This is a genomic window from Klebsiella sp. P1927 (assembly GCF_018204675.1).
GTDB classification, from domain to species: domain Bacteria; phylum Pseudomonadota; class Gammaproteobacteria; order Enterobacterales; family Enterobacteriaceae; genus Klebsiella; species Klebsiella pneumoniae.
Genome location: NZ_CP073377.1, coordinates 1,940,682 through 1,967,666, shown reverse-complemented (window position 1 = coordinate 1,967,666; position 26,985 = coordinate 1,940,682). Strand labels below are relative to the sequence as shown.

Annotated in this window: 28 protein-coding genes; 8 read left to right on the top strand and 20 right to left on the bottom strand. The window is 62.1% G+C overall.

Annotated features, from left to right (window positions below):
- Positions 1-3: 3 nt before the first annotated feature.
- Positions 4-1,584 (top strand): rhodanese homology domain-containing protein, encoded by a 1,581-nt coding sequence (locus tag KB892_RS09940; protein ID WP_004200227.1) that lies wholly within the window; start codon positions 4-6, stop codon positions 1,582-1,584.
- Between the two features lie 12 nt (positions 1,585-1,596).
- Here the strand turns inward: KB892_RS09940 and KB892_RS09935 are convergent, their stop codons facing one another.
- The 8 genes from KB892_RS09935 to KB892_RS09900 form a co-directional block, all read right to left on the bottom strand.
- Entirely contained in the window at positions 1,597-2,322 is a 726-nt protein-coding gene (locus tag KB892_RS09935) for a purine nucleoside phosphorylase YfiH/LACC1 family protein (RefSeq protein WP_004200229.1), read from the bottom strand.
- A gap of 102 nt (positions 2,323-2,424) precedes the next feature.
- Entirely contained in the window at positions 2,425-3,621 is a 1,197-nt protein-coding gene (mhpT, locus tag KB892_RS09930) for a 3-(3-hydroxy-phenyl)propionate transporter MhpT (protein ID WP_004200231.1), read from the bottom strand.
- 75 nt (positions 3,622-3,696) lie between these two features.
- Positions 3,697-4,713 (bottom strand): 4-hydroxy-2-oxovalerate aldolase, encoded by a 1,017-nt coding sequence (gene mhpE / locus KB892_RS09925; protein WP_004200233.1) that lies wholly within the window; start codon positions 4,711-4,713, stop codon positions 3,697-3,699.
- Positions 4,710-5,660 carry an acetaldehyde dehydrogenase gene (gene mhpF, locus KB892_RS09920; protein ID WP_004200234.1) on the bottom strand — a complete coding sequence of 317 codons (951 nt, stop codon included), beginning with the start codon at positions 5,658-5,660 and terminating at the stop codon, positions 4,710-4,712. Before mhpF ends, mhpE begins: the two co-directional genes overlap by 4 nt.
- A complete protein-coding gene (gene mhpD / locus KB892_RS09915; protein ID WP_002908598.1) occupies positions 5,653-6,459 on the bottom strand; it encodes a 2-keto-4-pentenoate hydratase in 807 nt (268 codons plus the stop codon). The genes mhpF and mhpD overlap by 8 nt, the downstream gene beginning before the upstream one ends.
- 10 nt (positions 6,460-6,469) lie before the next feature.
- Positions 6,470-7,336: a 2-hydroxy-6-oxonona-2,4-dienedioate hydrolase gene (mhpC, locus tag KB892_RS09910; RefSeq protein ID WP_004151837.1), complete on the bottom strand. Its 867-nt coding sequence runs from the start codon at positions 7,334-7,336 to the stop codon at positions 6,470-6,472.
- Positions 7,337-7,353: 17 nt separating this feature from the next.
- Positions 7,354-8,298 carry a 2,3-dihydroxyphenylpropionate/2,3-dihydroxicinnamic acid 1,2-dioxygenase gene (gene mhpB / locus KB892_RS09905; RefSeq protein ID WP_004200235.1) on the bottom strand — a complete coding sequence of 315 codons (945 nt, stop codon included), beginning with the start codon at positions 8,296-8,298 and terminating at the stop codon, positions 7,354-7,356.
- Position 8,299: 1 nt separating this feature from the next.
- Positions 8,300-9,964, bottom strand: a complete 1,665-nt coding sequence (locus KB892_RS09900; RefSeq protein WP_004200236.1) for a bifunctional 3-(3-hydroxy-phenyl)propionate/3-hydroxycinnamic acid hydroxylase — start codon at positions 9,962-9,964, stop codon at positions 8,300-8,302.
- A gap of 177 nt (positions 9,965-10,141) precedes the next feature.
- Between KB892_RS09900 and KB892_RS09895 the strand changes: the two genes are divergently transcribed.
- From KB892_RS09895 to KB892_RS09880, 4 genes are all read left to right on the top strand, one after another.
- Positions 10,142-10,954 carry a DNA-binding transcriptional regulator gene (locus KB892_RS09895; RefSeq protein ID WP_004200238.1) on the top strand — a complete coding sequence of 271 codons (813 nt, stop codon included), beginning with the start codon at positions 10,142-10,144 and terminating at the stop codon, positions 10,952-10,954.
- Between the two features lie 91 nt (positions 10,955-11,045).
- Positions 11,046-12,104, top strand: a complete 1,059-nt coding sequence (locus tag KB892_RS09890) for an ABC transporter substrate-binding protein (protein ID WP_004200239.1) — start codon at positions 11,046-11,048, stop codon at positions 12,102-12,104.
- Positions 12,094-13,101 (top strand): FecCD family ABC transporter permease, encoded by a 1,008-nt coding sequence (locus KB892_RS09885; RefSeq protein WP_004200240.1) that lies wholly within the window; start codon positions 12,094-12,096, stop codon positions 13,099-13,101. The genes KB892_RS09890 and KB892_RS09885 overlap by 11 nt, the downstream gene beginning before the upstream one ends.
- Positions 13,098-13,847, top strand: coding sequence for an ABC transporter ATP-binding protein (locus KB892_RS09880; RefSeq protein WP_004200241.1), 750 nt, complete (start codon positions 13,098-13,100; stop codon positions 13,845-13,847). Before KB892_RS09885 ends, KB892_RS09880 begins: the two co-directional genes overlap by 4 nt.
- Here the strand turns inward: KB892_RS09880 and KB892_RS09875 are convergent.
- The 4 genes from KB892_RS09875 to KB892_RS09860 form a co-directional block, all read right to left on the bottom strand.
- Positions 13,831-14,574: a substrate-binding domain-containing protein gene (locus tag KB892_RS09875; RefSeq protein WP_004200243.1), complete on the bottom strand. Its 744-nt coding sequence runs from the start codon at positions 14,572-14,574 to the stop codon at positions 13,831-13,833. The genes KB892_RS09880 and KB892_RS09875 overlap by 17 nt on opposite strands.
- A 56-nt stretch (positions 14,575-14,630) precedes the next feature.
- Positions 14,631-15,467, bottom strand: coding sequence for a shikimate dehydrogenase family protein (locus KB892_RS09870; RefSeq protein ID WP_004200245.1), 837 nt, complete (start codon positions 15,465-15,467; stop codon positions 14,631-14,633).
- Positions 15,468-15,482: 15 nt separating this feature from the next.
- Positions 15,483-16,805 carry an MFS transporter gene (locus tag KB892_RS09865; protein WP_004148701.1) on the bottom strand — a complete coding sequence of 441 codons (1,323 nt, stop codon included), beginning with the start codon at positions 16,803-16,805 and terminating at the stop codon, positions 15,483-15,485.
- A gap of 71 nt (positions 16,806-16,876) precedes the next feature.
- Complete coding sequence (locus tag KB892_RS09860; protein WP_004200247.1) at positions 16,877-18,730, bottom strand: bifunctional sugar phosphate isomerase/epimerase/4-hydroxyphenylpyruvate dioxygenase family protein; 1,854 nt, start codon at positions 18,728-18,730, stop codon at positions 16,877-16,879.
- Positions 18,731-18,856: 126 nt separating this feature from the next.
- Between KB892_RS09860 and KB892_RS09855 the strand changes: the two genes are divergently transcribed.
- Positions 18,857-19,495, top strand: a complete 639-nt coding sequence (locus KB892_RS09855) for a TetR/AcrR family transcriptional regulator (RefSeq protein WP_002908844.1) — start codon at positions 18,857-18,859, stop codon at positions 19,493-19,495.
- A gap of 17 nt (positions 19,496-19,512) precedes the next feature.
- Here the strand turns inward: KB892_RS09855 and fumD are convergent, their stop codons facing one another.
- From fumD to KB892_RS09840, 3 genes are all read right to left on the bottom strand, one after another.
- Complete coding sequence (gene fumD, locus KB892_RS09850) at positions 19,513-19,725, bottom strand: fumarate hydratase FumD (RefSeq protein ID WP_004180357.1); 213 nt, start codon at positions 19,723-19,725, stop codon at positions 19,513-19,515.
- Positions 19,715-19,873, bottom strand: a complete 159-nt coding sequence (locus KB892_RS09845) for a hypothetical protein (RefSeq protein WP_014343172.1) — start codon at positions 19,871-19,873, stop codon at positions 19,715-19,717. The genes fumD and KB892_RS09845 overlap by 11 nt, the downstream gene beginning before the upstream one ends.
- A gap of 88 nt (positions 19,874-19,961) precedes the next feature.
- Entirely contained in the window at positions 19,962-20,093 is a 132-nt protein-coding gene (locus KB892_RS09840) for a hypothetical protein (protein WP_062955032.1), read from the bottom strand.
- Positions 20,094-20,230: 137 nt separating this feature from the next.
- On the opposite strand from KB892_RS09840, the gene pykF reads away from it, so the two are divergent.
- Both pykF and KB892_RS09830 read left to right on the top strand, forming a co-directional pair.
- Positions 20,231-21,643, top strand: a complete 1,413-nt coding sequence (gene pykF, locus KB892_RS09835) for a pyruvate kinase PykF (protein WP_002908859.1) — start codon at positions 20,231-20,233, stop codon at positions 21,641-21,643.
- A gap of 312 nt (positions 21,644-21,955) precedes the next feature.
- Positions 21,956-22,192: a major outer membrane lipoprotein gene (locus KB892_RS09830; RefSeq protein ID WP_002908860.1), complete on the top strand. Its 237-nt coding sequence runs from the start codon at positions 21,956-21,958 to the stop codon at positions 22,190-22,192.
- A gap of 61 nt (positions 22,193-22,253) precedes the next feature.
- Here KB892_RS09830 and ldtE read toward each other — a convergent pair whose 3' ends face one another.
- The 5 genes from ldtE to sufC all read right to left on the bottom strand — a co-directional run bounded on the left by ldtE (position 22,254) and on the right by sufC (position 26,980).
- Complete coding sequence (gene ldtE / locus KB892_RS09825; protein ID WP_004200249.1) at positions 22,254-23,240, bottom strand: L,D-transpeptidase LdtE; 987 nt, start codon at positions 23,238-23,240, stop codon at positions 22,254-22,256.
- Between the two features lie 99 nt (positions 23,241-23,339).
- Positions 23,340-23,756, bottom strand: a complete 417-nt coding sequence (sufE, locus tag KB892_RS09820) for a cysteine desulfuration protein SufE (RefSeq protein ID WP_002908865.1) — start codon at positions 23,754-23,756, stop codon at positions 23,340-23,342.
- An 11-nt stretch (positions 23,757-23,767) separates the two neighbouring features.
- A complete protein-coding gene (sufS, locus tag KB892_RS09815) occupies positions 23,768-24,988 on the bottom strand; it encodes a cysteine desulfurase SufS (protein ID WP_062955033.1) in 1,221 nt (406 codons plus the stop codon).
- Complete coding sequence (sufD, locus tag KB892_RS09810; RefSeq protein WP_002908869.1) at positions 24,985-26,259, bottom strand: Fe-S cluster assembly protein SufD; 1,275 nt, start codon at positions 26,257-26,259, stop codon at positions 24,985-24,987. The genes sufS and sufD overlap by 4 nt, the downstream gene beginning before the upstream one ends.
- Positions 26,234-26,980, bottom strand: coding sequence for a Fe-S cluster assembly ATPase SufC (gene sufC, locus KB892_RS09805; protein WP_002908876.1), 747 nt, complete (start codon positions 26,978-26,980; stop codon positions 26,234-26,236). Before sufC ends, sufD begins: the two co-directional genes overlap by 26 nt.
- Between the last annotated feature and the right edge of the window lie 5 nt (positions 26,981-26,985).

The window sequence follows — 26,985 nt, the reverse complement described above, 5'->3', positions numbered from 1 at the left end:
ACTATGTCCACCTACGCTTATCGCCAGGCCGCCGGGATCCGCCAGGCGCTGCTCGACCGTCGTGAACTGGCGCTGATCGACGTCCGTGAAGAGGCCGATTTCGCCACCGCTCATCCGCTGTTTGCCGTCAATCTGCCGCTCAGCAAACTGGAGCTCGAGGTCCGCCGGCGGATACCGCGCTTCACCACCCCGCTCACCGTCTACGACAACGGCGAGGGTCTGGCGGAGATCGCCGTCGAACGGCTGCGGTCCTGGGGCTATCAGGATGTGGCCCTGCTGGCCGAGGGTCTCGCCGGCTGGCGCCGCAGCGGCGGCGAGCTGTTTCAGGACGTCAACTCCGCCAGTAAAGCCTTTGGCGAGCTGGTGGAAAGCGTGCGTCACACACCGTCGCTCAGCGCCCAGGAGGTTCAGGCGCTCATCGACAGCCGGCAGGAGGTGGTGATCGTCGACGCCCGGCGCTTCGATGAGTACCAGACCATGAGCATCCCCGGCAGCATCAGCGTGCCCGGCGGCGAGCTGGCCCTGCGGGTAGAGAGCCTGACGCCCTCCCCGCAGACGCCGGTTATCGTCAACTGCGCCGGACGCACCCGCAGCATCATTGGCACCCAGTCGCTGATCAACGCCGGCGTGCCAAACCCGGTCCATGCCCTGCGCAATGGCACTATCGGCTGGACGCTGGCCGGCCAGACGCTGGCGCACCAGCAACAGCGGCAATACGATCCCTCCGCCCGCGCCTCCGGCGCCCGGGCCGCTGAGGTGGCGCATTTTGCCGAACGGGCCGGGGTGGCGGTCATCGATGAGGCCACGCTGCAACGCTGGCAGCAGCAGAGCGACCGCACCACCTTCCTGTTTGATGTCCGCAGCCCCGAAGAGTACGCGGCGGGTCACTATCCCGGCAGCCTGAGCGCGCCAGGCGGCCAGCTGGTGCAGGAGACCGACCACTTCGCCAGCGTACGAGGGGCGCGCATTGTGCTGCTGGATGACGATGGCATCCGGGCGGCGATAACCGGCTCGTGGCTGGCGCAGATGGGCTGGGAGACGGCGCGGCTGAGCGCGCTGTCGACCAGCCAGTTGAGCGAACGCGGGGTGCCTGCCGCCGAGGTGCCGCCCGGCCCGCAGGCGGAGGAGATAAGCCCGACGCAGCTGGCGCAACAGCTGGAAGAACCCGGTACGGTGGTGCTCGATTTTACCACCAGCGCCAACTTTGTCGCTCGCCATATCCCCGGCGCGTGGTGGCTAACGCGCTCGCAGCTGCGCCAGGCCCTGGAAGCAATCCCTCCCGCCCAACGTTACGTGGTGACCTGCGGCAGCAGTCTGCTGGCCCGCTACGCGGTGCCGGAGGTGGCGGCCTTGACCGGTAAACCGGTGCAGTTGCTTACCGGCGGGACGCTGGCGTGGATCGCCGCCGGTCTGCCGCTGGCGCATGGCGACAGCGGCCTCGCCGTCGAGCGCCGTGACCGCTATCGTCGTCCGTACGAAGGAACCGATAATTCCGCCGAGGCCATGCAGGCCTATCTGGAGTGGGAGTATGGCCTCGTGGATCAGCTGGCCCGCGACGGCACCCACGGTTTTCGGGTGCTCTAGCGCGAGCCCGCCTCAGGCTTCGCGCATGATCCACGAATACTGAAAGCTCTTCGGCGCCGGAAAATGGGTCCGGCGCCGGTAGGAGCCCAGCGACTGCGGGGTGCAGTAGGTACAACTCCCCAGCCATTCAACGCTCGCCGGCGCCACCCCCGCCTCTGCGAAGATCGCTTCGGCAAAGGCGCGCAGATCAAACCACAGATTATCGCTGCCACGCGCGGCGGCTTTGAGCGGATCGCTGACCGGGCCCGAACGGGAGTGGAACAGCCGCTGTCGATGGCGGGCCACCCGGTCACCGCCGGGCTGATCCAGCAGTTGCTGATAGAATCCGGCGGAGACTTCGTAACAGCAGGGGTGAATATACGGCCCCACGGCGATGACCAGATCGGCCAATGCCACCCCCTGCTGGCGAAAACAGGCCAGACTGTTGTCGACAATACCGCTGACCAGCCCCTGCCAGCCGGCATGCACGCTGCAGACGTAGCGACCGTCGCGCGAGGCGATCAGCAGCGGCAGACAGTCGGCGGTCACCACCCCCACCTTTTGCCCGGCTACCGCGGTAAACACCGCATCGGCGTGCGGGCGCGTCGGCAGCGGCTGCTGATAATGATGAACCTCATTACCATGCACCAGCTTCACCGGAGCCAGCTCGGCATAGGGAAAGGCGGCGGTTTCATGGACATCGAGAAAAGCGTGGGGGATGCCAGGGATCGCATTTAGCAAACGGGAGGTGTAAGCCATAGGGACGATAAGCGTCAGGGAATGATGTCTTACCTTAGGCCAGGGGACGCGGACAGGCAAGGCGGCGGCCCGGCATTTTTTTACCAGACCGCCGGATGCATATCAGACCATGGCCGCGCGCTGCTGGCGATGCATCAGCCAGAACACCGCCACGCCGGCCAACACAATGCCCGGCGCCGAGGCCGCCATCACCCCGACGGTGCCGGCGCCGAGGGCCAGCATCTTGCCGGCCAGCAGCGGGCCGCTCATCGCCCCAAGACGCCCCACCGCCACGGCGGTGCCCACCCCGGTGGCGCGGATGGCCGCGGGATAAAAAAGCGGCGCCAGAGCGTAAAGCACACTTTGTCCGCCGGTGGCGAACAGCCCGGCGACAAACCCCGCCAGCAGCATGCCAGTCAGCGACGACGCGCTGCCCAGCGCCAGCAGCGACGCCAGAATGCCGCTGTAGATCAGGAGCGACATCCGCAGCGGGGTGAGCTTATCCATTAGCGCCCCCAGCAGCAGCGTGCCGCAGGCGGCGCCGGTCTGCAGAGAGAACATCACCCCCGCCGCCTGGCTGGCGCGGAATCCCTGGCCCACCAGCAGCATCGGCAGCCAGTTGATCAGCATATAGACCACCAGCAGGGTGAAAAAATAACCCAGCCACAGCAGCAGCGTAGCGGCGGCCTGGCCCGGGGCAAACAGGGTGCGCAGCGGCACGCTGGCCTCCGCGCGCTGAAACGCCTGCGACTCCGGCAGCCAGCGCATCAGCAACGGGATCAGCAGCAGCGGGACCACGCCGCCAATCCAGAAAATAGTCTGCCAGGCCGCGGCGAGACCGGAAAAGCCCAGCGCTGCCGCCAGCGCGGCGCCAATGGGTACGCCGCAGTACATCAGGCTTACCGCCCGGCCGCGGAAGCGTGAACCAGCGGCTTCCGAGGTTAAGGCAATCAGGTTCGGCAATGCCGCCCCGAGCCCGACGCCGGTGAGCAGGCGCGCCAGCAGCAGCGTCGGGAAGCTCCATGCCAGCGCGGTGACCAGCGAGAACAGGCCAAACAGCAGCACCGACCCCAACAGAATGCGCTTACGCCCGTGGCGGTCCGCCAGCATGCTGCCCACCAGCGCGCCGGGCAGCAGGCCGAGGATCCCGGCGCTGAAGATCCAGCCCATCTGCATTTTATCCAGCGCAAAGGCCTGCGCCATGCCGACGGCGGCGATCCCCGCCGCCTGCAGATCCAGCCCTTCCATCAGGGCCACCATAAAACAGAGCCCGATGGTGACCACCAGGCGCGAGGGGTTTGCAGTCGTTATCTTGGTCATAGGGTACCTTGGCGATAGCCGAACAAACGGAGCAGGTGACTGGCGGCTGATGCTTTGTCAGCCGCACGTTCTTAGTTATTTATTGCGGTTAAGCAGATCCAGCGCGACGTCGACGATCATATCCTCCTGGCCGCCGACCATCCGCCGCTTGCCCAGCTCGACGAGAATATCCACCGCGCTGAGGCCATAGCGCTTGGCCGCCGCTTCGCTGTGGCGCAGGAAGCTGGAGTAGACTCCGGCGTAGCCCAGCGCCAGCGTTTCGCGGTCGACACGCACCGGGCGATCCTGCAGCGGCCGCACCAGCTCATCGGCCGCGTTCATCAGGGCGTAGAGATCGGTGCCATGCTGCCAGCCGAGCTTGTCGGCGGCGGCAATAAACACCTCCAGCGGCGCATTGCCCGCCCCCGCCCCCATCCCGGCCAGGCTGGCGTCAATGCGATCGCACCCCTCTTCCACCGCGACGATCGAGTTCGCCACCCCGAGGCTCAGATTATGATGGGCATGCATCCCGGTGGCGGTCTCCGGCTTCAGCACCGCCTTCAGGGCGCGGAAGCGGTCGCGAATGTCGTTCATGTTCATCGCCCCGCCGGAATCCACCACATAGATACAGGTCGCGCCATAAGATTCCATCTTCAGCGCCTGCTGCGCCAGCGCCTGCGGGGAGATCATATGGCTCATCATCAGAAAACCGACGGTGTCCATCCCCAGCTCGCGGGCAAAGGCAATATGCTGCGCGGCGACGTCCGCTTCGCTGCAGTGGGTGGCGACCCGCACCACCCGCGCCCCGGCCTGATAGGCTGCTTTCAGATCGTGCAGCGTGCCGATGCCCGGCAGCAGCAAGGTGGCGATTTTCGCCTGGCTCACGACATCCGCTGTCGCTTCAATCCAGGCGATGTCGCTGTGGGCGCCAAAGCCATAGTTGAAGCTGGATCCCTGCAGGCCATCGCCATGGGCCACTTCGATGGAGTCGACCCCAGCCTTATCCAGCGCGCTGGCGATCTGCTGCACCTGCGCCAGGGAATACTGGTGACGAATGGCGTGCATACCATCGCGCAGCGTCACGTCCGAGATATAAAGTTTTTTACCGTTCATGCTGTCGCTCCCGCCGCGCTGTGCATTGCCCCGGCCATTTGCTCCGCCGTCGCCAGCGCCGCCGAGGTCATAATATCGAGGTTGCCCGCGTACGCTGGCAGATAGTGCGCCGCCCCTTCCACTTCGAGGTAAACCGCGGTTTTCAGGCCGGAAAAACAGCCGACGCCGGGCAGGTTGACCGGCCTGTCCTCGGGGATAACCTCAAACTGCACCTGCTGCTTCAGCCGGTAGCCCGGGACGTAAGCCTGCACTGCCGCCGCCATTTCGGCGATCGAGGCGGCAATCGCCTCCTGCGACGCCAGCTCGCTCAGGACGTAGACGGTATCGCGCATCATCAGCGGCGGCTCCGCCGGGTTCAGTACAATAATCGCTTTGCCCTTGCCCGCGCCGCCGACTTTTTCAATCGCCTGCGAGGTGGTTTCGGTAAATTCGTCAATATTGGCCCGCGTGCCCGGCCCGGCGGATTGGCTGGCGATCGAGGCCACGATCTCCGCGTAATGCACCTTCGCCACTCGCGAGACCGCGGCGACCATTGGGATGGTCGCCTGCCCGCCGCAGGTCACCATATTGACGTTGCCCTGATGGAGATTGGCCGCGAGGTTGACCACCGGTACGCAGTATGGGCCAATCGCCGCCGGCGTCAGGTCGATAACGCGGATCCCCGGCTTCGCTTCGCGCAGCGCGGCATCGTTTTTGATGTGCGCCCCGGCGCTGGTGGCGTCAAAAACAAAATCGATGTCGGCAAATTCCGCCATCTGCATCAGGCCGCCCACCCCTTCGTGAGTGGTCGCAACGCCCAGGCGCCTGGCGCGGGCCAGGCCATCCGACTGCGGGTCGATGCCGACCATCACCGCCATCTCCAGATGCTGGCCGTGGCGCAGGATTTTAATCATTAAATCGGTGCCGATATTCCCGGAGCCGATAATGGCGACTTTACGTTTACGCATCACGATCTCCTTCTCCGGCGGCAACGAAGCGTGCCGCGACTGAGCCAATACCTTCGATATGGGCGACAAAGCTGTCCCCCTCGTTAATCGTCACCATCGGGCCTAACGCCCCGGTCAGCACGATATCCCCCGCCCGCAGCGGTTCGCCGAGACTCGCCAGCTTGCGCGCCAGCCAGACTGCGGCGTTCAGCGGATGCCCCAGACACTCGCTGCCGCGGCCGCTGGAGACCAGCTCCTGGTTGCGGGTCATGTGCATGGCGCACTGCTTCAGATCCAGTCCCGCCGGACGCTGCGCCGGGCCGCCAATGACGTACAGGCCGCAGGAGGCGTTATCGGCGACGGTGTCGACAAAGCCGATTGACCAGTCGCGAATGCGGCTGCCCACCACCTCCAGCGCCGGCAATACCCATTCGATGGCGTTATACAGTTCATCAAAAGTGGTATCGGCATGCGGCAGATCCTGCTTCAGCACCAGGGCGATCTCGGCCTCCACCTTGGGCTGCAGCACGCGGCCAAACGGCACCTCGGCGTTGTCGCCGTAGCACATGTCGGCAAACAGGGTGCCGAAGTCCGGCTGATTGACGCCCAGCTGCTGCTGCACTTTGGGATGGGTCAGGCCCACCTTGCGGCCCACCACCCGCCGGCCATGGGCCACATGGTGCTGGACGTTCAGGCGCTGGATGGCATAGGCGGCGTCGGCATTGTCGACGCCGAGAATATCGCGCAGCGGGGCGATCGCCTGGCCGCTCTGTTCCGCGTCGCGGAGCTGCCGGGCCAGCGCGTCAAGAGAAAAAGTCATCATTTACTCCTTAAGCCCGTGCGAGGAAATTGAGCACCAGCTGATTAAAACTGTCGGCATGTTCCCACTGCGCCCAGTGGCCGCAGTCGCGGTAAATATGCAGTTCCGAACCGGCGATCCCGGCGAGCAGGCGCAACCCGGCGTCCATCGGCACGAAGCGGTCATTGCGTCCCCAGACGATCAGAGTTGGCGCGCTGATTTCGCCCAGCCGCGGGCCAAAGTCAGGAAACTGCTTCGGGTTGGCTTCCAGGCTCTTGACGAAGTTGTCCAGATGGTCGCGGCGCGACAGCATATTGTTGAGACGCGCCTCGAACAGCGCCTCGGTGAGGTCGCGGGTGTCGAAGACGAAGATGCTCATCATCTTTTTGAGGTTTTCAATGGTCGGCTCGCGGTACAGGGCGTTCAGCAGCTTGATGCCCTCGGTCGGCATTGGCGTGAACAGGCTCATGCCGCCGGTCCCCCCGCCCATCAGCACCAGCTTTGCCACCCGCTCCGGCCAGCTCAGGGTGAAGGCCACCGCGCTATGGCCGCCCATCGAGTTGCCCAGCAGATGGACTTTATCGATCCCCAGCTGATCGACCACGCTTTTCAGAATGCGGGCGTTGAGGTCCGAACGCGAGCCGCTGTTGACGATAGCATCGCTTTTGCCCCACCCCGGACAGTCGAGGAGCAGCACGCGATAGCCCGCCTCGACCAGCGGGTCAATATTGCGGCTGAAGTTGGCCCAGCCGGTGGCCCCCGGCCCGGAGCCGTGCAGCATGACCACGGTCTCTTTCCCGTCGCCGCAGTCATTGATATGGATGCGCAGCGTGCGGCCCCCCTCGTCGACATTGAGGAATCGGCTGGTGGCGGCTTCAGTTTGCGGTTGATAGCTCATGTTAGTCTCCCGGTTAATCAAATCTCGGTGGTGGCGCTCAGCGAGCCGAATCCGGCGATCCACTCGGGGATCGGCCGGTAATAGCGGCCTTCACTGCGCCAGCGGCCAAAAGCGGATAGCGCGGCAAAAGCGGCCACCCAGGTCTTAATTTCGTGCGTCGATTTCCCGGCCATCGCCGACAGCTCGTCATTGCCGATCGCGTCCAGTTCGCTCAGCCGCCCCTGCTCCAGCAGGCTCATAAAGCGGTTGTCCCAGACCGGGTTGAGGGGATGGAGCGAGTGGGGGTCTTCGGTAAACCGTCGGGCGGCATTGATCACCCGCTGCTGGCGCCGTTCGCGTTCGTCCGGCGGCAGCTGCTTTCCGCCGCCGAGCAGGCGATCGCGCAGATGGGCGTCGGCCTTCGCCAGCTCCGGCACCGGCGGCTGGTGCGAGAGTCCGCCCGAGCCGAGGATCAGCACCCGCTTATTGAGGGTATTGAGAAAGCGGCCCATCGCCTCGCCCAGCAGCCGGGTGCGTTGAAAACCCGGCAGCGGCGCGGCGACGCCGTTAATAAACACCGGCAGCACCGGTACGCGGTCCAGGCCACCCAGCAGAAACTCCAGCGGCTGGGCGAAGCCGTGGTCCACCTGCATGTTGTACGACACCGCCAGGTCAATACCGCTGTTGATCACGGCGTGGGCGCAGGCTTCCGCCAGCTCGGTCGGCACCGGCAGGTCGCCGGCGGCGCTGGCGAAGTCGCCAATCGCGGTGGCGCCGACCCCGAGGCAGAACGGCGGCATCACGTCATAGAAAAAACCGTTGTAGTGATCGGGGGCGAAGAGCACCACCAGCTCTGGATTGAATTCAGCGATCCGCCGCCGGGCGTCGGCAATCACCCCGTTCACTTCATCGAGGACCGCCTGCTCCGGGTCCACGAATCCCACCAGCGGAGTGTGGGAGAGACAGTGCAAATAGGCATGCATATCAGGCCACCTTCTCTTCTGCGTGGGCAGTTTCCTCGATTGCGAGGGTCATTTTTTCCGCCAGGGCGGTCAGCTGCGCGCCGAGGGTCTGCGGGATGGCGAGAGCGGCGACAAAGCGGTCCGGTCTGACCACGGCGATGGCGGTGTTATGCTGAGCAAACCAGCTCTTCAGGCGATTTTGCCTGTCGCCCACCCGCAGCGTGCCGGGGGCGTTATCCTGCTCGCGGTGGATCTGCACCTCCGGCACCACCTGGATAAAGCGCACGCCAATCGCGCGCCAGCGGGCGATCTGCCCGGCGTTGAGCCCCCACTGCGGGTTGCAGCCCCAGCCGATAATGGCGAAATTCGCGCCGATGACGTCGTCGAGCAGCACGCTCTCGCCGCTCTCCAGCGTCACCTGCGGTTGAATAAACATTTTGCCCACCGGCGAGGTCTTGCCGGCGCCGTCGGTCAGCAGCGCCCCCTCGCGGTACTGCGGCATCGGCTTAAAGCGCATCTCGAGGAAGTAGCGCTTCACCGGCGGCAGGTAATTCAGCAGCCAGGAGAGACCGTCGCGCACGGCCCCCTGCCAGCGCTTCGGCGGCGCCAGCACGTAGCCGGCGGTGACCGACAGATCAATCATCGCTTTCGCGTGGTCGCGGCGCTCCTGCTGGTAGCTGTCGAGCAGCGCCTCTCCCGCTTTACCGTTGACCACCAGCGCCAGCTTCCACGCCAGGTTGAAGGCGTCGCGCATGCCGCTGTTGTACCCCTGGCCCTGCCAGACCGGCATGATGTGTGCCGCATCGCCGGCCAGCAGCACGCGGTCGATGCGAAAGCGCTCGGCAAGGCGGGCGTTATGCGTATAGACCCGCTGGCGGATCAGCTCGACGCGATCCGGGTCCGGCAGCACTTTGCTCAGCAGGCGGCGCATATTGTGCGGTTCGCTGAGCTGAGCTTCGGTTTCGCCGGGCATCACCATAAATTCAAAGCGGCGCACGCCGTGGGGCAGCGCGGCGGAAACGTAGGGTCGCACCGGGTCGCAGCACAGGTAAACGTGCGGGGTGGCCAGCGGGTCGTTAGCGATATCGATGACGATCCACTGATTCGGCGCGGTTTTACCTTCGAAGGGGATGTTCAGCGTACGGCGAATAAAGCTGGCGCCGCCGTCGCAGGCCACCAGCCAGTCCGCGCGCACCGTCTCCCGCTCGCCGTCCGGTCCTTTAAGATTTAACGTGACACCGTCACCGGTCTGGCTAAAGGCTTCCACTTCGCGGGAGAAGAGGCAGCGGACCTGCGGGAAACGCTGCAGACCGTGATACATCACCGCATCGACCTGCGGCTGAATGAAGGCGTTGCGCCGCGACCAGCCAAACTCATCGGTCATCGGCTGGATATCGGCAAAGCAGCGGCCTTTTGGGGTGAGAAAACGCATGGCGTGCCACGGCGTGGTATGCGGCAGCACGTCATTCACCAGCCCCACCGCCTGCATCGCCCGCAGGGATTCATCGTCAATGCCGATGGCCCGCGGGTAATCGATCAGTGTGGCGAGCTTTTCCACCACCAGCACGCTGATGCCCATCTGGCCAAGGTAGTTGGCCATCATCAGACCAACCGGACCGGCGCCAACGATGGCGACCTGAGCGGTATGCTGCACGGCGGGTTGAATATCGGGTGTAGATGTTGTCATTCTCAGCGACCTCACGACTCGGAAACTGCCCGGCTGACAGGCAATTTGTTAATCATGTGTAAACGTATTTTTATAATGGGCTGAGTATAGGGCGGGGGTTTTCGGCTACAATCAAAACATCATCGAATGTGCACCAGGTGCACAGCACTGTTTTTAAAGCATTTTAATGGAGGATTTATGCGTGACGATGAGTCCGCAGCGTACAAAACGGTGCGCGGATTAAGCCGGGGTTTATTGTTATTAAAATTGTTAAATAAATTCGACGGCGGCGCGACGCCGGGCCTGCTGGCGGAGTTTAGCGGCCTGCATCGCACCACCGTGCGCCGGCTGCTGGAGACGCTACAGGAGGAGGGTTTTGTCCGCCGCAGCCGCTCCGATGACAGCTTCCGGTTGACCATTAACGTCCGCCAACTGAGCGATGGATTTCGTGACGAACATTGGATTTCTGCCCTCGCCACGCCGCTGCTCGGCGAGCTGCTGCGCGAGGTGCAGTGGCCAACGGACATCACCACCCTCGACGTCGACGCCATGGTGGTGCGCGAGACTACCCACCGCTTCAGCCGACTGTCGTTTCACCGCGCGATGGTCGGACGGCGGCTGCCGCTGCTGCTCACCGCCTCCGGACTGACGTGGCTGGCCTTTGCCCCCGACGCGGAACGCGACGCCATCGTCAGCATGCTGGCCGCCCGTCCGGAAGCTGAGTATCAGTTGGCCCGCGAACCGGAACGGCTGGCGGCGATCCTCGCCCGCACCCGCCAGAACGGCTATGGCGAAAACTTCCGCGGCTGGCGGCAGGAGGAGAAAATCGCCTCGATCGCCGTGCCGGTCTGCAGTCAGCAGCGGGTTATCGGCTGCCTGAACCTGGTCTATATCGCCAGCGCAATGACCATTGAGCAGGCGGCGCAGAAGCATCTCCCTGCACTGCAGAGGGTGGCGAGGCAGATAGAAGCCCGCATGGAAGAGGAAGAAGTGTGGTACGAAATGCCCTGATCGCGATGAGGATAAATGCGATCGCCCATTGCGCCCGGCTTCGTTATATAATTTAATACACAACGAATTTTCACGCCATTCGGGCCACACCATGTCAAAACACCCCTTACTGCTGGGCCTGACGCTGCTCAGCGCCAGCCTGTTCACCGGCCAGACCTTCGCCGACCGCACCGTCACCGACCAGCTGGGTCGCCAGGTCACCCTCCCCGACCACGTCACCCGCGTTGTGGTTCTGCAGCATCAGACGCTCAACCTGCTGGTACAACTGCATGCCGCCGAGGATATCGTCGGCGTCTTAAGCAGCTGGAAGAAACAGCTCGGGCCGCAGTTCGCCCGCTTTATGCCCGAGATCGGGCAACTGGCGACCCCGGGCGATCTCACCCAGGTCAATATTGAAAGCCTGCTGGCGCTGCGTCCGCAGGTGGTTTTCGTCGCCAACTATGCGCCGCCGGCGATGATCGCGCAGATCCAACAGGCCGGGATCCCGGTGGTGGCCATCTCGCTGCGCCACGATGCCGCCGGGGAAAAAAATAAAATGAACCCCACCATGGCTGACGAAGAGCAGGCCTATAACGCCGGGCTGATGGAGGGGATCCGCCTTATCGGCGAGGTGGTCGAGCGCCAGCCCGAGGCCGAGGCGCTGATTCACTACACCTTCGAGGCGCGCAAGCAAGCCAATGCGCCGGTGGCCGATATTCCCCAGAACCAGCGGGTGCGGGTGTACATGGCCAACCCCGATCTGAATACCTATGGCGCTGGCAAATACACCGGGCTGATGATGGCGCACGCCGGGGCGCTGAACGTGGCGGCCGCCAGCGTAAAAGGCGCCCGCCAGGTGTCGCTGGAGCAGGTGCTGGAGTGGAACCCCCAGGTGATCTTCGTCCAGGACCGTTATCCGCAGGTGGTCAAACAGATAGAGAACGACCCGCAGTGGCAGACGATCGATGCGGTGAAACATCACCGCGTGTGGCTGATGCCGGAGTATGCCAAAGCCTGGGGTTACCCGATGCCGGAGGCCCTGGCGCTGGGTGAGCTGTGGATGGCGAAAAAACTCTATCCTGCGCGCTACCAGAGCATCGATGTGGACAGTAAAGCCAGGGATTATTATCAGCGTTTTTACCGCGTGGCGTGGACGCCAGATGCCCGCTAACTCTCAGCCCTGGCTGGTGCAGGGAAGCCTGGCGCTGGCGACGCTGGGGATCGCGGTCGCCTCGCTCTGTTTCGGCCAGTACCCGTTAAGCCTGAGCGCCGTTGGCCACACCCTGGTCCATCTGCCGCCAGGTGAAGGGGTGATCGGGCAGATCGTCTGGTCGGTTCGCCTGCCACGCGTGGTGATGGCCCTGCTGGCCGGGGGCGCGCTGGGGCTGTGCGGCGCCACCTTGCAGGGCGTGTTCCAGAACCCGCTGGTGGACCCGCACATCATCGGGGTGACCGCCGGCTCCGCCTTTGGCGGCACGCTGGCGATCCTGTTGGGCGTCGGCAGTCTGCTGATGATGGCCTCGACCTTTTTCTTCGGCCTCGTCGCGCTGGGGCTGATTTACGCCCTCGCCGCCCTGCAGGGGCGGGACAGCACGCTGGGGCTGATTCTGTCCGGGATCATTCTCAGCGGCTTCTTCGCCGCGCTGGTCAGCCTGATGCAGTACCTCGCCGACAGCGAAGAGACGTTACCGAACATCGTTTTCTGGCTGCTCGGCAGCTTCGCGACCGCCAGCTGGCATAAGGTACTGCTTATGTCCCTGCCCCTGGCGGTGGCTGCCGGGGCGCTGTGGAAGCTGCGCTGGCGTATCAACCTGCTGGCCCTGGAGGAACGCGATGCCCGCAGTCTTGGCATTCCGGTGGCCGCGCTGCGTCGCGGCGTGCTGGTTTGCTGCGCGGTGCTGGTGGCAGCCCAGGTGGCGGTCAGCGGCAGCATCGCCTGGATGGGTCTGGTGGTCCCGCACCTCGCCCGTCTGCTGGTAGGGGCTGACCATCGTCGCCTGCTGCCCACCGCCTTCTGGCTCGGCGCCGCGCTGATGCTGGTGGTGGACGATCTGGCGCGTACGCTGACCCAGGCGGAGATCCCGATCGGGATCATCACCGCCCTGCTCGGGGCGCCGCTGTTTACCGTGTTGCTGGTGCAATCCCGACGCCGGAGTACGACCCGATGAACAGCTCATTATCGCTGCAAGCGCTACGCTACGGCCACCGTCAGCCGCTCTTCGCCCCGCTCACGCTGGCCTGCCGGCCCGGTGAGATCTGGGCGGTGCTGGGCGCCAATGGCCGGGGAAAAAGTACCCTGCTGGATACCCTGACCGGCGTGCTGCCGCCGCTGGGCGGCGAGATGCAGTGCGAGGGCGGCGTGGCCCTGGTTCCGCAGTCGTTTCGTCCCGCTTTTCGCTGGCGCGTGAGCGATGTGGTGCTGATGGGCCGGGCCCGTCACGTGGATCTCTTTGCCCAGCCGGACGAGGAGAATGCCCGGCGGGTTGAGCAGGCGCTGGCGCAGCTGGGGATTGCCGCCCTGGCCGAAGATGACTTCGGCGCCCTCTCCGGCGGCCAGCAGCAGCTGGTGTTGATTGCCCGCGCGCTGGTCAGCGCCAGCCAGAATATCCTGCTGGATGAGCCCTGCTCGGCGCTGGACCTCGGTAACCAGCAGGTGGTATTGCAGCTGATCGGCGACCTCGCCCACCGCCAGGCGCGCACCGTCCTGTTCACCACCCATGATCCCAACCACGCCCTACAGGTGGCCAGCCATACGCTGCTTCTGCTGCCGGAGGGCCGGTGGCTGGCGGGCGAGACCGCCGACGTGCTGAGCGAAACGCATCTCCGGCAAGCGTACGGCCTGCCGGTACGCCTGATCCGCCATGCCGCCTCCGCGTTCCCTCTGCTGGCGCCGGGGTTTACGCTGCGTCGCTGAACGGCATAAAACCCGCCTGCCGGAGATACCCCTGGCCAACGTCGTCGAGGATAAAGCGATACAGGGCCAGCGCGGCGGGATCGGCCCTGAGACGCGCCAGCTGGTAATCGCAGCGAATATTCCACGGCGCCGGGATGGTCAGGGTACGCAGATCGTCGCAGGTGGCCAGCGCGGGGCCATAGTGCGCATAGCCGATAAACAGATCCGCCAGATTCTGGCGAATAAGCCACGCGCCGGCTATCTCTCCCGGCGGCACGCTCAGTGAGTCTCTGCCGCCGACCAGCTGCTGCGCCCGCCCGGCCATCGCGTTGCCCAACCCTGGATAGCGTGCCTCAATTCGGGCGAACAGCTGCCAGGTATAATCTCCCGACGGATCGCAGCCCGGCGTGGAGGTCGCCAACCGCAGGCGGGGCGTGCTGAGCAGCGCCAGCCAGTCCAGGCCATCGTTGTCCGGCGACCGCCGGGCGGTCAGCATCAGCTGGTTGCTGGCAAATCCCTGGCATTCCTGCGCCAGACCCGCCTGCAGCAGCGCCTGCGGGTGCGCCGCGTTGGCGGAAGCAAAAACCGCGCACGGCGACCCGGCTTCGATCCGCTCGCGCAGCAGGCCGGCAGGGCCAAACTGCGCATCGACCGCCAGGCCAGTGTGCTGCCGAAAGTGCGCCACCAGCGGCAGGAAGGCGCTTCTCAGGCTTCCCGCCGCCAGCAGCGTGAGAGTGGTATTTGCCATAGGATATCGCTATAAACCGGATAATATAGCGCTATATTACCCGGTTTGCCGTCGCGTCAGTAGCGAATTTCTGCCAGGGTCCGCAGCTGCTCGGGGGTGGCTACCGGTAGGTCAAAAAAGCGCAGATAGGCAGGGATCATTTCAAACAGCATGTCGGTCCCGCGCTGGATGTGGCACTGTCGTGCCTGAGCGGCCCTCAGCAGCGGGGTGTACTCCTGAGTCATGACGACTTCCCCCACCCAGGCGCCTGGCGCCAGACGGTCAACGTCCAGCGGCAGCGGATCGCTGGCCTTCATCCCCAGCGGGGTGGCATTGACCACCAGCTCGTGTCCGGCAGGATCGGGCTGCATCAGGGTGATATCGAGCTGCGGATAGTGCTGATGCAGCCGCCCGGCGAGGGCGTGCGCCACCCCGGGCCGGGTATCGTACAGGGTCAGGGCGCTGACCCCCGCCGCCGCGAGGGAGGCGGCGATAGCCGATCCCACCCCGCCGCTGCCAACCACCAGCGCCCGCGTCCCCTGCGGGTTAAACCCTTTACGACGCAGGCCCAGCACAAATCCCTCGCCATCGAACATGTCTCCGCTCAGGCTACCGTCAGCCTCGCGGCGGATGGCATTGCAGGCGCCAGCGATGGCCGCCGTCGGGCTCAGGCGCTGCACCAGATCGCAGGTGGCGATTTTATGCGGCATCGTCACCAGCGCGCCGATGATGTTGGTCATCGTAAACAGCGGCGGAATAAACGCGGCGTAGTCCTCCGGCCTGACCCCCATCGGCACCACCTTCACGTCCACCTGCTGGTCAACGAACCACGGGTTGTAGATCATCGGCGCCTTAAAACTGGCGGTCGGATAGCCAAGGTGCGCTATCAGCCGCGTATTCCCACTAATCACCATGCCTTGCTCCTTTGCTTACTGCGATAACTCGATACGTTTGACGTCGCCGAGGATAAACAGATAGGCCACCACGCCCAGCAGCGCGGCGCCGCCGATGTAGATCAAGGCGTAGAAGAAATTGCCGAACCCGGCAACGATAAAGCCGATCACCAGCGGGGTGAGGATCCCCGCGAGGTTGGCGCAGAAGTTAAACAGGCCGCCGGTCAGGCCGCCCAGCCCCTTCGGGGCGATATCGGAGATCAGCGTCCAGCCGAGACCCACCATCCCCTGGCCAAAAAAGGCAAACGACATCACCAGGATCACCGCCAGGTCGCTCTCCAGCCAGTTGGCGGTAATGATGCAGCTGGCCATCAGCAGGCCGGCAACGATCGGCAGCTTACGACCGAGGTTGGCTGACCCGGTAGCTTTCAGCAACTTGTCGGAGAGCCAGCCGCCAAACATCACCCCGCCGGCGGCGGCGACAAACGGCAGGATGGAGAAGAAGCCAACCTTCAGCCAGGGCATATGCCGCTCGGTGGCCAGCCAGGTGGGGAACCAGGTGAGAAAGAACACCAGCACGGTATTGCCGGCAAACTGGCCGATACTGGCGCCGATGATCTGCCGTTTGCTCAGCAGCTGGCGGACCAGCGGCCAGCTGAACGCCACCTGCTGGTCGGTCGGGGCGCTGAGGCCGCCGCCGTTTTCGATATGCTCGCGCTCCTGCTGGCTAAGGCGCGGATCTTCATGCGGTTCGCGGTAGCAGCGCCACCACACCAGGGCAAACAGAATGCCGACGGCGCCAACGCTGACGAACAGCACCCGCCAGCCGAAACCGTCCATGATCCAGAACAGCAGCGGCGCAAAGCAGGCCAGCCCGAGATACTCCCCCACGGTGTACACCGCCGTGGCCTTCGCCCGCTCCTGCTGTGGGAACCAGGCGCTGACCACCCGGCTGTTGACCGGAAAGCACGGCGCTTCGCTAATGCCGAGCCCGAAGCGGCACAGCAGCAGCGTCTTCAGTCCCACCGCCATGCCGTGGAACAGGGTAAACAGCGACCACAGGGTCAGTGACAAAAAGTAGGTCACTTTGTTGCCAAAGCGGTCGAGAAATAATCCGCCGGGTATCTGCGCCAGAGCATAGGTCCAGGCGAAGGCGGAGAAGAGGATTCCCATGATCGCCGGGTCGATCCCCAGCTCAGCGGTGAGCTTTGGGGCGGCGATCCCCAGTACGGTGCGATCGAGATAGTTGATCATGGTGCCAATGGCCAACAGCGCAAGAATGCCGATACGCCGCCGGGAACGGCGCACGGTAACGGCTGGCTGGGCGGCAGCCGTCGGGTTAGGGCTATATGAGCTCATAGTCGGTTCCTGTCTCGGGTACAGAGGGTGTTGTTATTGTGTTTAACGCATAATGAACCATTTGATTCAGGCTAACAATACTGCATCGCCGCCAGACGGACGGCCGCATTCGCTGCGCCATAGAGCGCATAGCCAGCCCGGCGCTCGGTTAACTCAAAGAAAAAGCGGCCGGCGGTAAAGGGCCGGGTGTAAAGATGCAGGAAATCTCCCCCCTGCGGATCGCGGTCATAGAGGAGCTGCTGGCGCTGAAGCTGCCCGACGTCCAACTCTCCGCCAAAGCGCGCCAGCAAATCGTCATAATAATTGGCCGGGATCGGCAGCGTATGGCGGGCAACCTCGGCAAGCTGGTCGCAGGCGGCCGGCAGATCGCGGCAGGCAAAGGCGGCATGCTGCAGCCCCGCCCCCTGGTAGCAGGCAACGGAGCGGGCGATCTGCGTCGCCCGGCTCTGCGAAATATTCAGCGCCAGACGGATATCGCCCTGCGGGCTGCGCACCGCCAGGCTGCGCACCAGTCCATACGGGTCCGGCAGCGTCTGCTCATGCTCAAGGGAAAAACCAAACACCGTACGGAAGAACATCACCCAGTTATCGCGGCTGTCGGCCTCCATTCCCAGCGCCAGATGATCGATACCGAGATAGTCCTCGCGCACCGTCACGCCATCACGCAGATGAAAATCGCGCTCGTAGATAGCCTCCCCGGCGTCGATGAGATAGATAAGGCTGCCGTCGGGGGCGCAGATCGCCGGGATCGGCGTTTCGTTCGGCCCGGCGTCGCCCTGCCAGGTGGCATACCCCAGCGCGCGGGCGCGGGCGACAAGCGACGCGCTGTGCTCGACCCGCAGCGCCATCGCGCAGAGCGATACCCCGTGGCGTTGATAAAAATGGTCGGCCCAGCTGTGCGGCTGATGGTTGATGACGATCCGCGCCCCGCCGTTGCGCCACAGCGTCACCTGTCTGGAGCGGTGGCTTCCCTCGTGCTGAAAACCCAGCGCCTGCAGATGTTGCCCCAGGCGCTGCGCCTCGGCGGCGCTGGCGGCAAACTCGATAAACTCCAGCCCGTGATAGACCGGCAGCGGCGGCGGTGAAAACAGATAGGCATCGCACGTCGGGAGCCGACGGCGGGTTTGCTCCTCCAGCCACAGCAGCGAACGATAACCATCTTTGGCCGTCGCACCGTTCGGCGAGGCGCGAAAACCGTCATTGAAGATCTCCAGCGACCAGGGGCCGCGGTAGCCACAGCGGGTGATCTGCTCGGCAAACGCCTCCAGCGGCAGCTCCCCCTGTCCGGGAAAGCAGCGGAAGTGGCGGCTCCACTCCAGCAAATCCATTTTCATATACGGCGCATCGGCGAGCTGTACAAAGGTGATTTTCTCCACCGGCACCGACGGTAGCGCGTCCAGCGTGTCGCCGCGGGCCAGAATATGGAAGCTGTCGAGCACCAGGCCCAACGCCGGGCTGTCCACCCGCCGCACCCGCTCCCAGGCCTGCTGCCAGCGGTTCACATGGGTTCCCCAGGCCAGGGCCTCATAGCCGATAGCGATCCCCTCCTCTTCCGCCAGCGTGGCCAGCGCCCGCAGGTCCGCGACCTGCAATTCGCTATCCGCCGAGCAGTCCGGCTGCACATTGCTGCACAGCAGCAGCGTCTCGCAGCCCAGCTCGCGCATCAGAGCAAACTTGCGCCGAGCGCGGGCCATATTCGCCGCAAACTGCGCCCGACTGGCGCCTTCAAAATCGCGAAAGGGTTGAAAAAGCGTGATTTTTAACCCTAAATCGGCGGCAAGCTGGCGGATTTCCGCCGGCGTCCCCGTATAATAGAGCAGATCGTTCTCGAAAATTTCCACCCCCTGATACCCCGCCGCCGCAATAGCGTGCAGCTTCTCAGGCAGGGTGCCGGAAATCGAAACGGTGGCGATAGAGCGCAGCATAAGGTCCTCGGGTCAACAGCTGACGTAAGCCTTGAATATGTATCATTTGGTTCATTTGCGCCATACTAGGTTGCTAAATTGTGATCATTATGTGTATTTTTTGTCACCCAAGAAAAAGGAGTTGCCATGACCGTCGTTGCCCATGATGAAGCACAATCCCTGAAGGCGCGGATCTTCAGCGCCGCTATCGCTGTCTTTGCTGAACACGGGCTGTCAGGCGCCCGCATGGAGCAGATCGCCACCGAGGCGCAGACCACCAAACGCATGGTGGTTTACTACTTCAAAAGCAAAGAACAGCTCTATCAGGAGGTGCTGCAGCATGTGTATGCGCGGATCCGCGAAACCGAGCAGCAGCTGGGGCTGGAGAATGTGCCGCCGGTGGAGGCGCTGGTGCGGCTGGTGCGCTGGAGCGTGCGCTATCACGCCACCCATGCGGACTATATGCGCGTCATTTGCATGGAGAATATGCAGCGCGGCAAGTGGTTAAAAAGCTCGGGTGAACTGAAGCCGCTGAATCGTACCGCCCTGTCGATTCTGGAAGACATTTTACTGCGCGGCCAGCAGCAGGGCGTCTTTCAGGCGGGGCTCGACGCGCGCGATGTCCACCGGTTAATCAGCAGCTTCAGCTTTTATCAGGTGTCGAACTTCTACACCTTCAGCAGCCTGTATCTTGACGATCCGCTACCCGCCATCGACGATGAAGCGATGGTGGCTCACCATTGTGACATTGCCGTCAGGGCGGTGATCCGCTTCGTGATTTCCTGACCCGCCGGCGTAAGGGATCAGTGCCCGGAAAGCGCATGAATGACTTTCTCCATAGCCTCCACGGTGAGCGGCGAACGCTGGATTTTGCGGTTCGCCAGCGAGGTGCGCAGCACACCGGCAATGACAATGTGTTTCGGCTCCTGACCCAGGTCACGCATTTCCAGCACGACTTTACCCACCACGCGGCACATTTCCTGGTACAGGTCGTCGTCTTTCGCTTTATTTCCCATAGAATTTGGCTCGTATTTTATCATTATCAATCAAATCATTATTGATAGATTTCCCGCACAACGCAAACCATCGCCACTTTAAAGGTTCAATGACGCATTTTACCGGCTCATGATGGCGAAATAATCCATTTCTTTTACTCTTTTTCATAGCCGGTGACGAAAAAGTGTGTTGCGTAGATTTTTGCATAACGTGCCGGTTTTGTTACGCGTTTTGTCCATAATTTGAAACGAGGTTTTTATTTTCCTTTTTGATTTCGGCAGCGTAAAATGCGCTTCGATTCTTTCTTGAATGGTTTCAGCGCATTGGACTGCATGATAAAACGCATAACACCTTGCCACATTTCATGGGCTGAACCGCCAGCACACATTCTTCTGCACGCTTCAGGGTTGTCACCTATCCTTAGGGCGTGGCTTAGCAACTTTCGTAATACAGGTTTGGCTCCCCGGCAGTGCGCCCGCGGAGCGAGAATTCCATATCCTTCACAACTTAAAGACTAAAACTGTCATGAAAAAGACCAAAATTGTTTGCACCATCGGTCCGAAAACCGAATCTGAAGAGATGCTGACCAAAATGTTGGAAGCCGGCATGAATGTGATGCGTCTGAACTTCTCCCACGGTGACTATGCGGAACACGGTCAGCGCATCCAGAACCTGCGCAATGTGATGAGCAAAACCGGTAAGAAAGCCGCTATTCTGCTGGACACCAAAGGGCCGGAAATTCGTACCATCAAGCTGGAAGGCGGCAACGACGTCTCCCTGAAAGCAGGCCAGACCTTCACCTTCACTACCGATAAATCCGTCATCGGCAACAACGAAATCGTTGCGGTAACCTATGAAGGCTTCACCTCCGACCTCGCCGTCGGCAACACCGTCCTGGTGGACGATGGCCTGATCGGTATGGAAGTCACGGCTATCGAAGGCAACAAAGTTATCTGTAAAGTGCTGAACAATGGCGACCTCGGCGAGAACAAAGGCGTTAACCTGCCGGGCGTCTCCATCGCCCTGCCGGCGCTGGCTGAGAAAGACAAACAGGATCTGATCTTCGGTTGCGAACAGGGCGTGGACTTCGTCGCGGCCTCCTTCATCCGTAAACGTTCCGACGTCGTCGAGATCCGTGAGCACCTGAAAGCCCACGGCGGCGAAAACATCCAGATCATCTCCAAAATCGAAAACCAGGAAGGCCTGAACAACTTCGACGAAATCCTCGAAGCGTCTGACGGCATCATGGTTGCGCGTGGCGACATGGGCGTGGAGATCCCGGTTGAAGAAGTTATCTTCGCCCAGAAAATGATCATCGAAAAATGTATCCGCGCGCGTAAAGTGGTTATCACCGCCACCCAGATGCTGGACTCCATGATCAAGAATCCGCGTCCGACCCGCGCTGAAGCCGGCGACGTGGCTAACGCCATCCTCGACGGCACCGATGCGGTGATGCTGTCCGGCGAATCCGCGAAAGGTAAATACCCGCTGGAAGCGGTCACCATCATGGCGACCATTTGCGAACGTACCGACCGCGTGATGACCAGCCGTCTGGACTTCAACAACGACAACCGTAAACTGCGCATCACCGAAGCGGTGTGCCGCGGCGCGGTAGAAACCGCTGAGAAACTGGAAGCGCCGCTGATCGTGGTCGCCACCCAGGGCGGTAAATCCGCACGCGCTGTGCGCAAATACTTCCCGGATGCCACCATCCTGGCGCTGACCACCAACGAAACCACCGCTCGTCAGCTGGTGCTGAGCAAAGGCGTGGTACCGCAGCTGGTGGAAGAGATTGCCTCTACCGATGATTTCTATCATCTGGGCAAAGACCTGGCGCTGAAGAGCGGCCTCGCGCGTAAAGGCGACGTAGTGGTGATGGTTTCCGGCGCATTAGTGCCGAGCGGCACGACTAATACCGCTTCCGTACACGTGCTGTAATAATTTACAGGTTAATTGGTTTTTTTTAATAAAGCGCCTCGCGGGGCGCTTTTTTTTATTCATTGATTAGCTCTTCCTATTAAAAATGCAAATCGGAATTTACTATTTAATAAGGGATTATCTAAGATGAATCCGATGGAAGCGCGCTGTTTTCACTCGCCTTTTTCAGCGATTCTGAGCAATTCGATGCTTCTTTGAGCGAACGATCAAAAATAAGTGCGTTCAGGTAAAAAAAATATTCTCATCCCAAAAAACTTTGTGTAATACTTGTAACGCTACATGGAGATTAACTCAATCTAGAGGGTATTAATAATGAATCGTACTAAACTGGTACTGGGCGCGGTAATCCTGGGTTCTACTCTGCTGGCTGGTTGCTCCAGCAATGCTAAAATCGATCAGCTGTCTTCTGACGTTCAGACTCTGAACGCTAAAGTTGACCAGCTGAGCAACGACGTGAACGCAATGCGTTCCGACGTTCAGGCTGCTAAAGACGACGCAGCTCGCGCTAACCAGCGTCTGGACAACCAGGCTCACTCTTACCGTAAGTAAGAGTTCTGGTAATAAAAATGGCGCACTCTGTGCGCCATTTTTTTTGCCCTCAGCATGAGGGCTATTGGGTAAGCAGACCGTTGTCAGACGAACTATTCTGCGCCGACAGCGACGTCGCCGTGCTACCTGCCCCCGCCGACACCACCACCGGATACCCCGCCCTTCTCGACATCGCTTTTTTCAACTGCAGGTCATCCACTGCTTTATCCTCTGCGAAGGCGTGAAACGCCGCTGGCAGCGTGTAAGCGATGGTCCGGGTGTTTTCCCCTTCGGTCTGCGAAAGCGGCCTGTGGACTTCGACATAGCGTTTACCATCCGGCTCGACGGCAAACTTCACCGGCTGATTGATAATCCGTACCGGCGTCCCGGTTTTCACCTGGCTGAACAGCGCTTTGATGTCATCAGCGTTCATCCGCATACAGCCCGAGCTGACGCGCAGACCAACGCTGTCTGGGGCGTTAGTTCCGTGGATGAGATATTCACCGTTACCGTAGGCCAGACGCAGCGCATAGCGGCCCAGGGGATTGTTCGGTCCGGCCGGGACCACCGCTGGCAGCGTCAGCCCTTTCTCCAGCGAGCGCGCGCGGATGCCGGCGGTAGGCGTCCAGGTAGGGTTAGGGATCTTCTGCCCCACGCGGGTGGTCATCTCCGGCGTTTCCAGACCTAACTGGCCAATGCCCAGCGGATAGACCTGCACCTGATTCTCTCCCGGCGGGAAGTAATACAGCCGCAGTTCGGCGAGGTTGACGACAATGCCCTCCCTCGGCACGTCGGGCAGCAGCATCTGAGAAGGGATAAGGACCTGAGTGCCGGGCTTCGGCTGCACCGGCGCAATCGTATCGTTGGCTTCGAGGATCAGCATCGCCGCGGTATCGAAATGGCGCGCAATCGCCTGCAGGTTGCGATCTCCCTCCTGGACCGTCCAGTACTGATTCTGACCAATCAGCCGACTGTTGGCGGGAGGAAGCGGATAATCAACGGCCCAGGCGGCCGAGGAGGCGCCAAGGGCGCTGAGAAGGGCTAAGGTGATCATCGTTTTGCGTTTCATACTGAGATTCCTTCTTTCGCTGATAAAACGCCAGGAGACTGAACGGCGGCAGGGTCAGCGCCCTGCCGGACGTAACAGAATGAAATCGACCTGTTTATTCTAGCTAATATTTGCCGCTTTCGCGCGTATCGCGCGGATCATGGCTTCGAGGCCTTGCGAGCGGGAGGGGGTGAGATGCTGGGTGAGCGCCATTTTTTCAAACCACGGACGCACGTCGAACTCGGTGATGTCCTGAGCGGTCATCCGGTCATAGAGGATAAACACCACCGCTATCAGACCCTTGACGATCGCCGCATCGCTATCGCCGCGCAGGGTGATCACGCCTGTGGGATCCTGGTCCATCACGATCCAGACCTGGCTTTGACAGCCCTGAATAATGTTCTGCACGCTATGTTCTTCCGGGCTTAGCGGCGCCAGACGCTGGCCAAGCTCGATGATATAGAGATACTTCTCTTCCCAGTTGGCGCAACGGCTAAAGTTACGCAACAGTTTGTCTTTGTCCGGTAGTGCCGCCATTGTCCCGTCCTTTACCCTAACAGTTTGCGGATCCGCTGGAGGCCGGCCACCAGGCGGTCCACCTCTTCCGTGGTATTGTACATCGCCAGCGATGCCCGACACATAGCCGGTACCTGATACCGGGCCATCAACGGCATCGCGCAGTGGTGTCCGGTCCGCACGGCGATCCCGTAGTTATCGAGGAAGCTGCCGACGTCATAGGCGTGATGCTGACCGAGGTTGAAAGCAATTACCCCTTTACGCTGCGCCGGGCCGTAAAGGATCAGATCCGGTACCGCGCGCAGGGCATCGAGCGCGTAGCGCATCAGCGTCTGCTCATACTCGGCAATCTGCGTCAGTCCCAGCTGGCTGACGTAGGTCAGCGCCGCGCCGAGGCCAATGATCCCCCCGGTATTCGGCGTGCCGGCCTCAAAGCGCCACGGCGCCTGATTCCAGGTGGTGCCCTCCGTCAGGCTGACGGTGGCGATCATCGACCCGCCCCCTTCCCAAGGCGCCATCGTCTGCAGCAGCTCGGACCGGGCGTAGAGCACGCCGATCCCGGTCGGCCCATACAGCTTGTGGGCGGAGAAAACATAAAAATCGCAGCCCAGCGCCTGGACGTCCACCGGGTGGTGCATCACCGCCTGGGCGCCATCCACCAGCACTTTCGCGCCATGCTGATGCGCAAGAGCAATCAGCGCCGCCAGCGGGTTTTCCGTCCCCAGCACGTTGGAGACCTCGGTTATCGCCAGCAGGCGGGTGCGCGGGTCAAACAGTCCCGGGACAACATCCAGTTGCAGCGTACCGTCCGGGTTCAGGGGGATCACCCGCAGCTCAGCCCCGACGCGGGCGCACAGCATCTGCCACGGCACAATATTGGCGTGGTGCTCCATTTCGCTGATGATGATGTTATCCCCGGCGCCGACGTTGGCGTTTCCCCAGCTGTTGGCCACCAGGTTGATACCCTCGGTGGTGCCGCGGACGAACACCACTTCCTCCGCCGACCCGGCGTTAAGGAAGGTGGCCACCTGCTGACGCACGGCTTCCATCCGCGCGGTGGCTTCCGCGCTGAGGGTATGGATGCCGCGGTGCACCGCCGCGTAGCCGTGGCGATAGAATTCCGCTTCGGCGCCGATCACTGCCTCCGGCTTCTGGGCGCTGGCGGCGCTGTCGAGATAGACCAGCGGCTGACCGTTGACCTCCCGGTTCAGTACCGGAAAATCGGCGCGAACCTGTTCTACTGAAAATGTCATACAGTGCCTCCCGGCAAACGCTGTCCAATACGCGCCAGCACCTGCTCTCTGAGCGCGTCGCTGCGGATAGCCTCGGTGAGCTCGGCGGCGAAGGCGTAGAGGATCATCTGCTGCGCCGCCTGCTGTTCGATACCTCGCGAGCGCAGATAGAACAGCTGCTCTTCGTCAATGCGCCCCACCGTCGCCCCGTGGCTGCATTTCACGTCATCGGCGTAAATTTCCAGCTGCGGTTTGGTGTCGACCTCCGCCAGCCGCCCGAGCAGCAGATTATTGTTGGTCATCTGACCGTCGGTTTTCAGCGCGAGCGGCGCGACGTTGATCAGCCCGTTAAACACCGCCCGCCCCTTATCGCTGACGATGGTTTTGTGCAGCTGGCGGCTGGTGCAGTAGCCGACCTGATGGTCGAGCCAGGTGCGGCTATCGCAGACCTCATTTTTCACCGGCATCGCCAGCGAATTGAGGCGCAGGTTGCTGTTTTCGCCGCCCAGGCGGGTGCTGGTCTGGTGACGCAGCACCTGGCCGCCAAGCAGGAAACTGCTGCTGAAGGCCGAGGCGTCGCGGCCCAGCAGCAGGTCGTTATGGGCGAAGTGATAGCTGCGGGCATTCTCAAATGCCAGCTTGATATGCTGGAGGTGCGCGTTATCGGCCACCGTCATGGTCAATCGCCCGCCGGTGAAATGCGGCTGCTCATTGAGGCTCAGGTAATGCTCGACAATCGTCGCCTCCGCCCCGCTCTCCAGCGCCAGGTGATGGCGATAGTGGGCGGTATTCAGCGCATCGCCGGCCAGGCCACTAGTGATATGCATCAGCAGCAGCGGTTTATCCAGGCGGCGGTTGCGCGGCACGCGAATGCGGGTCACCGTCTGGGCCAGGCTTTCGGTCAGATGGAGAAACACCTCCGGCTGCAGGGCATCCGGCAGATGCTGGCGCTGATTATCGACACTGACCTCCACGCCGCTGGCGGCAAGATCGTCGCTCAGCTGAGGATGATAGCGGCCATCGATAAACACCAGCCGCCAGGCGTCCAGCGGCAGCGCCAGCGCATCACGCTGTTCAGCACTGAGAGAGGCCCCCTCATCGGCGACAAAGCGACCGTTAAGTAGGGCATCCAGCGGAGTGTATTTCCAGTCCTCGTGCTTGCGCGTCGGCAGCCCAAGGCGCAGCAGCTGCTGCAGATGCTGACTGGCCTCCGGGGTACGCGGGCCGCCCTGCGCTTCAAACAGATGGTGCCACTGCTGCAGCGCGTTACTGCTGTTCGGTAAGCCAGCCATAGCCCTGCTCCTCCAGCTGTTTGACCAGAGAGAAATCGCCCGACTTCACAATCCGCCCCTGATACAACACATGGACATAGTCCGGCTTGATATAGTCAAGGATGCGCTGATAGTGGGTGACAATGATAAAGGCGCGTTTGCCGTCGCGCAGGGCATTCACTCCCTGGGAGACGATTTTCAGGGCATCGATATCCAACCCCGAATCCGATTCATCGAGAATGCACAGCTCCGGCTCAAGCACCGCCATTTGCAGAATATCGTTGCGCTTTTTCTCACCGCCGGAGAAGCCAACGTTCACCGAGCGGGTCAGGAGATCTTCCGGCATCTGCAGCAGCTTGATCTTTTCTTCCATTAAGTCCTGGAAATCGAAACGATCCAGCGCCTCCTGGCCACGATAGTTGCGCACGGCATTCAGCGCAGTCTGCAGGAAAAACTGGTTGCTGACGCCGGGGATCTCTACCGGATACTGGAAGGCCATAAAGATACCTTCCCCGGCGCGATCTTCCGCAGCGAGTTCGAGCAGGTTTTTGCCCTTAAATTCAACGCGACCGCCAGTCACCTCATAATCTTCACGCCCGGCCAGGGTGGCCGAAAGCGTACTTTTGCCTGAGCCGTTCGGCCCCATAATGGCGTGGACCTCTCCCGGGCGCACCTCAAGGTTCAGCCCGCGCAGGATCGCTTTATCTTCGACGGCGACGTGTAAATCTTGAATACTTAACATCTTTT

Coding starts and splice junctions, on each gene's coding strand:
- KB892_RS09940 (WP_004200227.1), top strand. CDS start 4: ATGTCCACCTACGCTTATCGCCAGGCCGCCGGGATCCGCCAGGCGCTG.
- KB892_RS09935 (WP_004200229.1), bottom strand. CDS start 2,322: ATGGCTTACACCTCCCGTTTGCTAAATGCGATCCCTGGCATCCCCCAC.
- mhpT (WP_004200231.1), bottom strand. CDS start 3,621: ATGACCAAGATAACGACTGCAAACCCCTCGCGCCTGGTGGTCACCATC.
- mhpE (WP_004200233.1), bottom strand. CDS start 4,713: ATGAACGGTAAAAAACTTTATATCTCGGACGTGACGCTGCGCGATGGT.
- mhpF (WP_004200234.1), bottom strand. CDS start 5,660: ATGCGTAAACGTAAAGTCGCCATTATCGGCTCCGGGAATATCGGCACC.
- mhpD (WP_002908598.1), bottom strand. CDS start 6,459: ATGACTTTTTCTCTTGACGCGCTGGCCCGGCAGCTCCGCGACGCGGAA.
- mhpC (WP_004151837.1), bottom strand. CDS start 7,336: ATGAGCTATCAACCGCAAACTGAAGCCGCCACCAGCCGATTCCTCAAT.
- mhpB (WP_004200235.1), bottom strand. CDS start 8,298: ATGCATGCCTATTTGCACTGTCTCTCCCACACTCCGCTGGTGGGATTC.
- KB892_RS09900 (WP_004200236.1), bottom strand. CDS start 9,964: ATGACAACATCTACACCCGATATTCAACCCGCCGTGCAGCATACCGCT.
- KB892_RS09895 (WP_004200238.1), top strand. CDS start 10,142: ATGCGTGACGATGAGTCCGCAGCGTACAAAACGGTGCGCGGATTAAGC.
- KB892_RS09890 (WP_004200239.1), top strand. CDS start 11,046: ATGTCAAAACACCCCTTACTGCTGGGCCTGACGCTGCTCAGCGCCAGC.
- KB892_RS09885 (WP_004200240.1), top strand. CDS start 12,094: ATGCCCGCTAACTCTCAGCCCTGGCTGGTGCAGGGAAGCCTGGCGCTG.
- KB892_RS09880 (WP_004200241.1), top strand. CDS start 13,098: ATGAACAGCTCATTATCGCTGCAAGCGCTACGCTACGGCCACCGTCAG.
- KB892_RS09875 (WP_004200243.1), bottom strand. CDS start 14,574: ATGGCAAATACCACTCTCACGCTGCTGGCGGCGGGAAGCCTGAGAAGC.
- KB892_RS09870 (WP_004200245.1), bottom strand. CDS start 15,467: ATGGTGATTAGTGGGAATACGCGGCTGATAGCGCACCTTGGCTATCCG.
- KB892_RS09865 (WP_004148701.1), bottom strand. CDS start 16,805: ATGAGCTCATATAGCCCTAACCCGACGGCTGCCGCCCAGCCAGCCGTT.
- KB892_RS09860 (WP_004200247.1), bottom strand. CDS start 18,730: ATGCTGCGCTCTATCGCCACCGTTTCGATTTCCGGCACCCTGCCTGAG.
- KB892_RS09855 (WP_002908844.1), top strand. CDS start 18,857: ATGACCGTCGTTGCCCATGATGAAGCACAATCCCTGAAGGCGCGGATC.
- fumD (WP_004180357.1), bottom strand. CDS start 19,725: ATGGGAAATAAAGCGAAAGACGACGACCTGTACCAGGAAATGTGCCGC.
- KB892_RS09845 (WP_014343172.1), bottom strand. CDS start 19,873: ATGAAAAAGAGTAAAAGAAATGGATTATTTCGCCATCATGAGCCGGTA.
- KB892_RS09840 (WP_062955032.1), bottom strand. CDS start 20,093: ATGTGTGCTGGCGGTTCAGCCCATGAAATGTGGCAAGGTGTTATGCGT.
- pykF (WP_002908859.1), top strand. CDS start 20,231: ATGAAAAAGACCAAAATTGTTTGCACCATCGGTCCGAAAACCGAATCT.
- KB892_RS09830 (WP_002908860.1), top strand. CDS start 21,956: ATGAATCGTACTAAACTGGTACTGGGCGCGGTAATCCTGGGTTCTACT.
- ldtE (WP_004200249.1), bottom strand. CDS start 23,240: ATGAAACGCAAAACGATGATCACCTTAGCCCTTCTCAGCGCCCTTGGC.
- sufE (WP_002908865.1), bottom strand. CDS start 23,756: ATGGCGGCACTACCGGACAAAGACAAACTGTTGCGTAACTTTAGCCGT.
- sufS (WP_062955033.1), bottom strand. CDS start 24,988: ATGACATTTTCAGTAGAACAGGTTCGCGCCGATTTTCCGGTACTGAAC.
- sufD (WP_002908869.1), bottom strand. CDS start 26,259: ATGGCTGGCTTACCGAACAGCAGTAACGCGCTGCAGCAGTGGCACCAT.
- sufC (WP_002908876.1), bottom strand. CDS start 26,980: ATGTTAAGTATTCAAGATTTACACGTCGCCGTCGAAGATAAAGCGATC.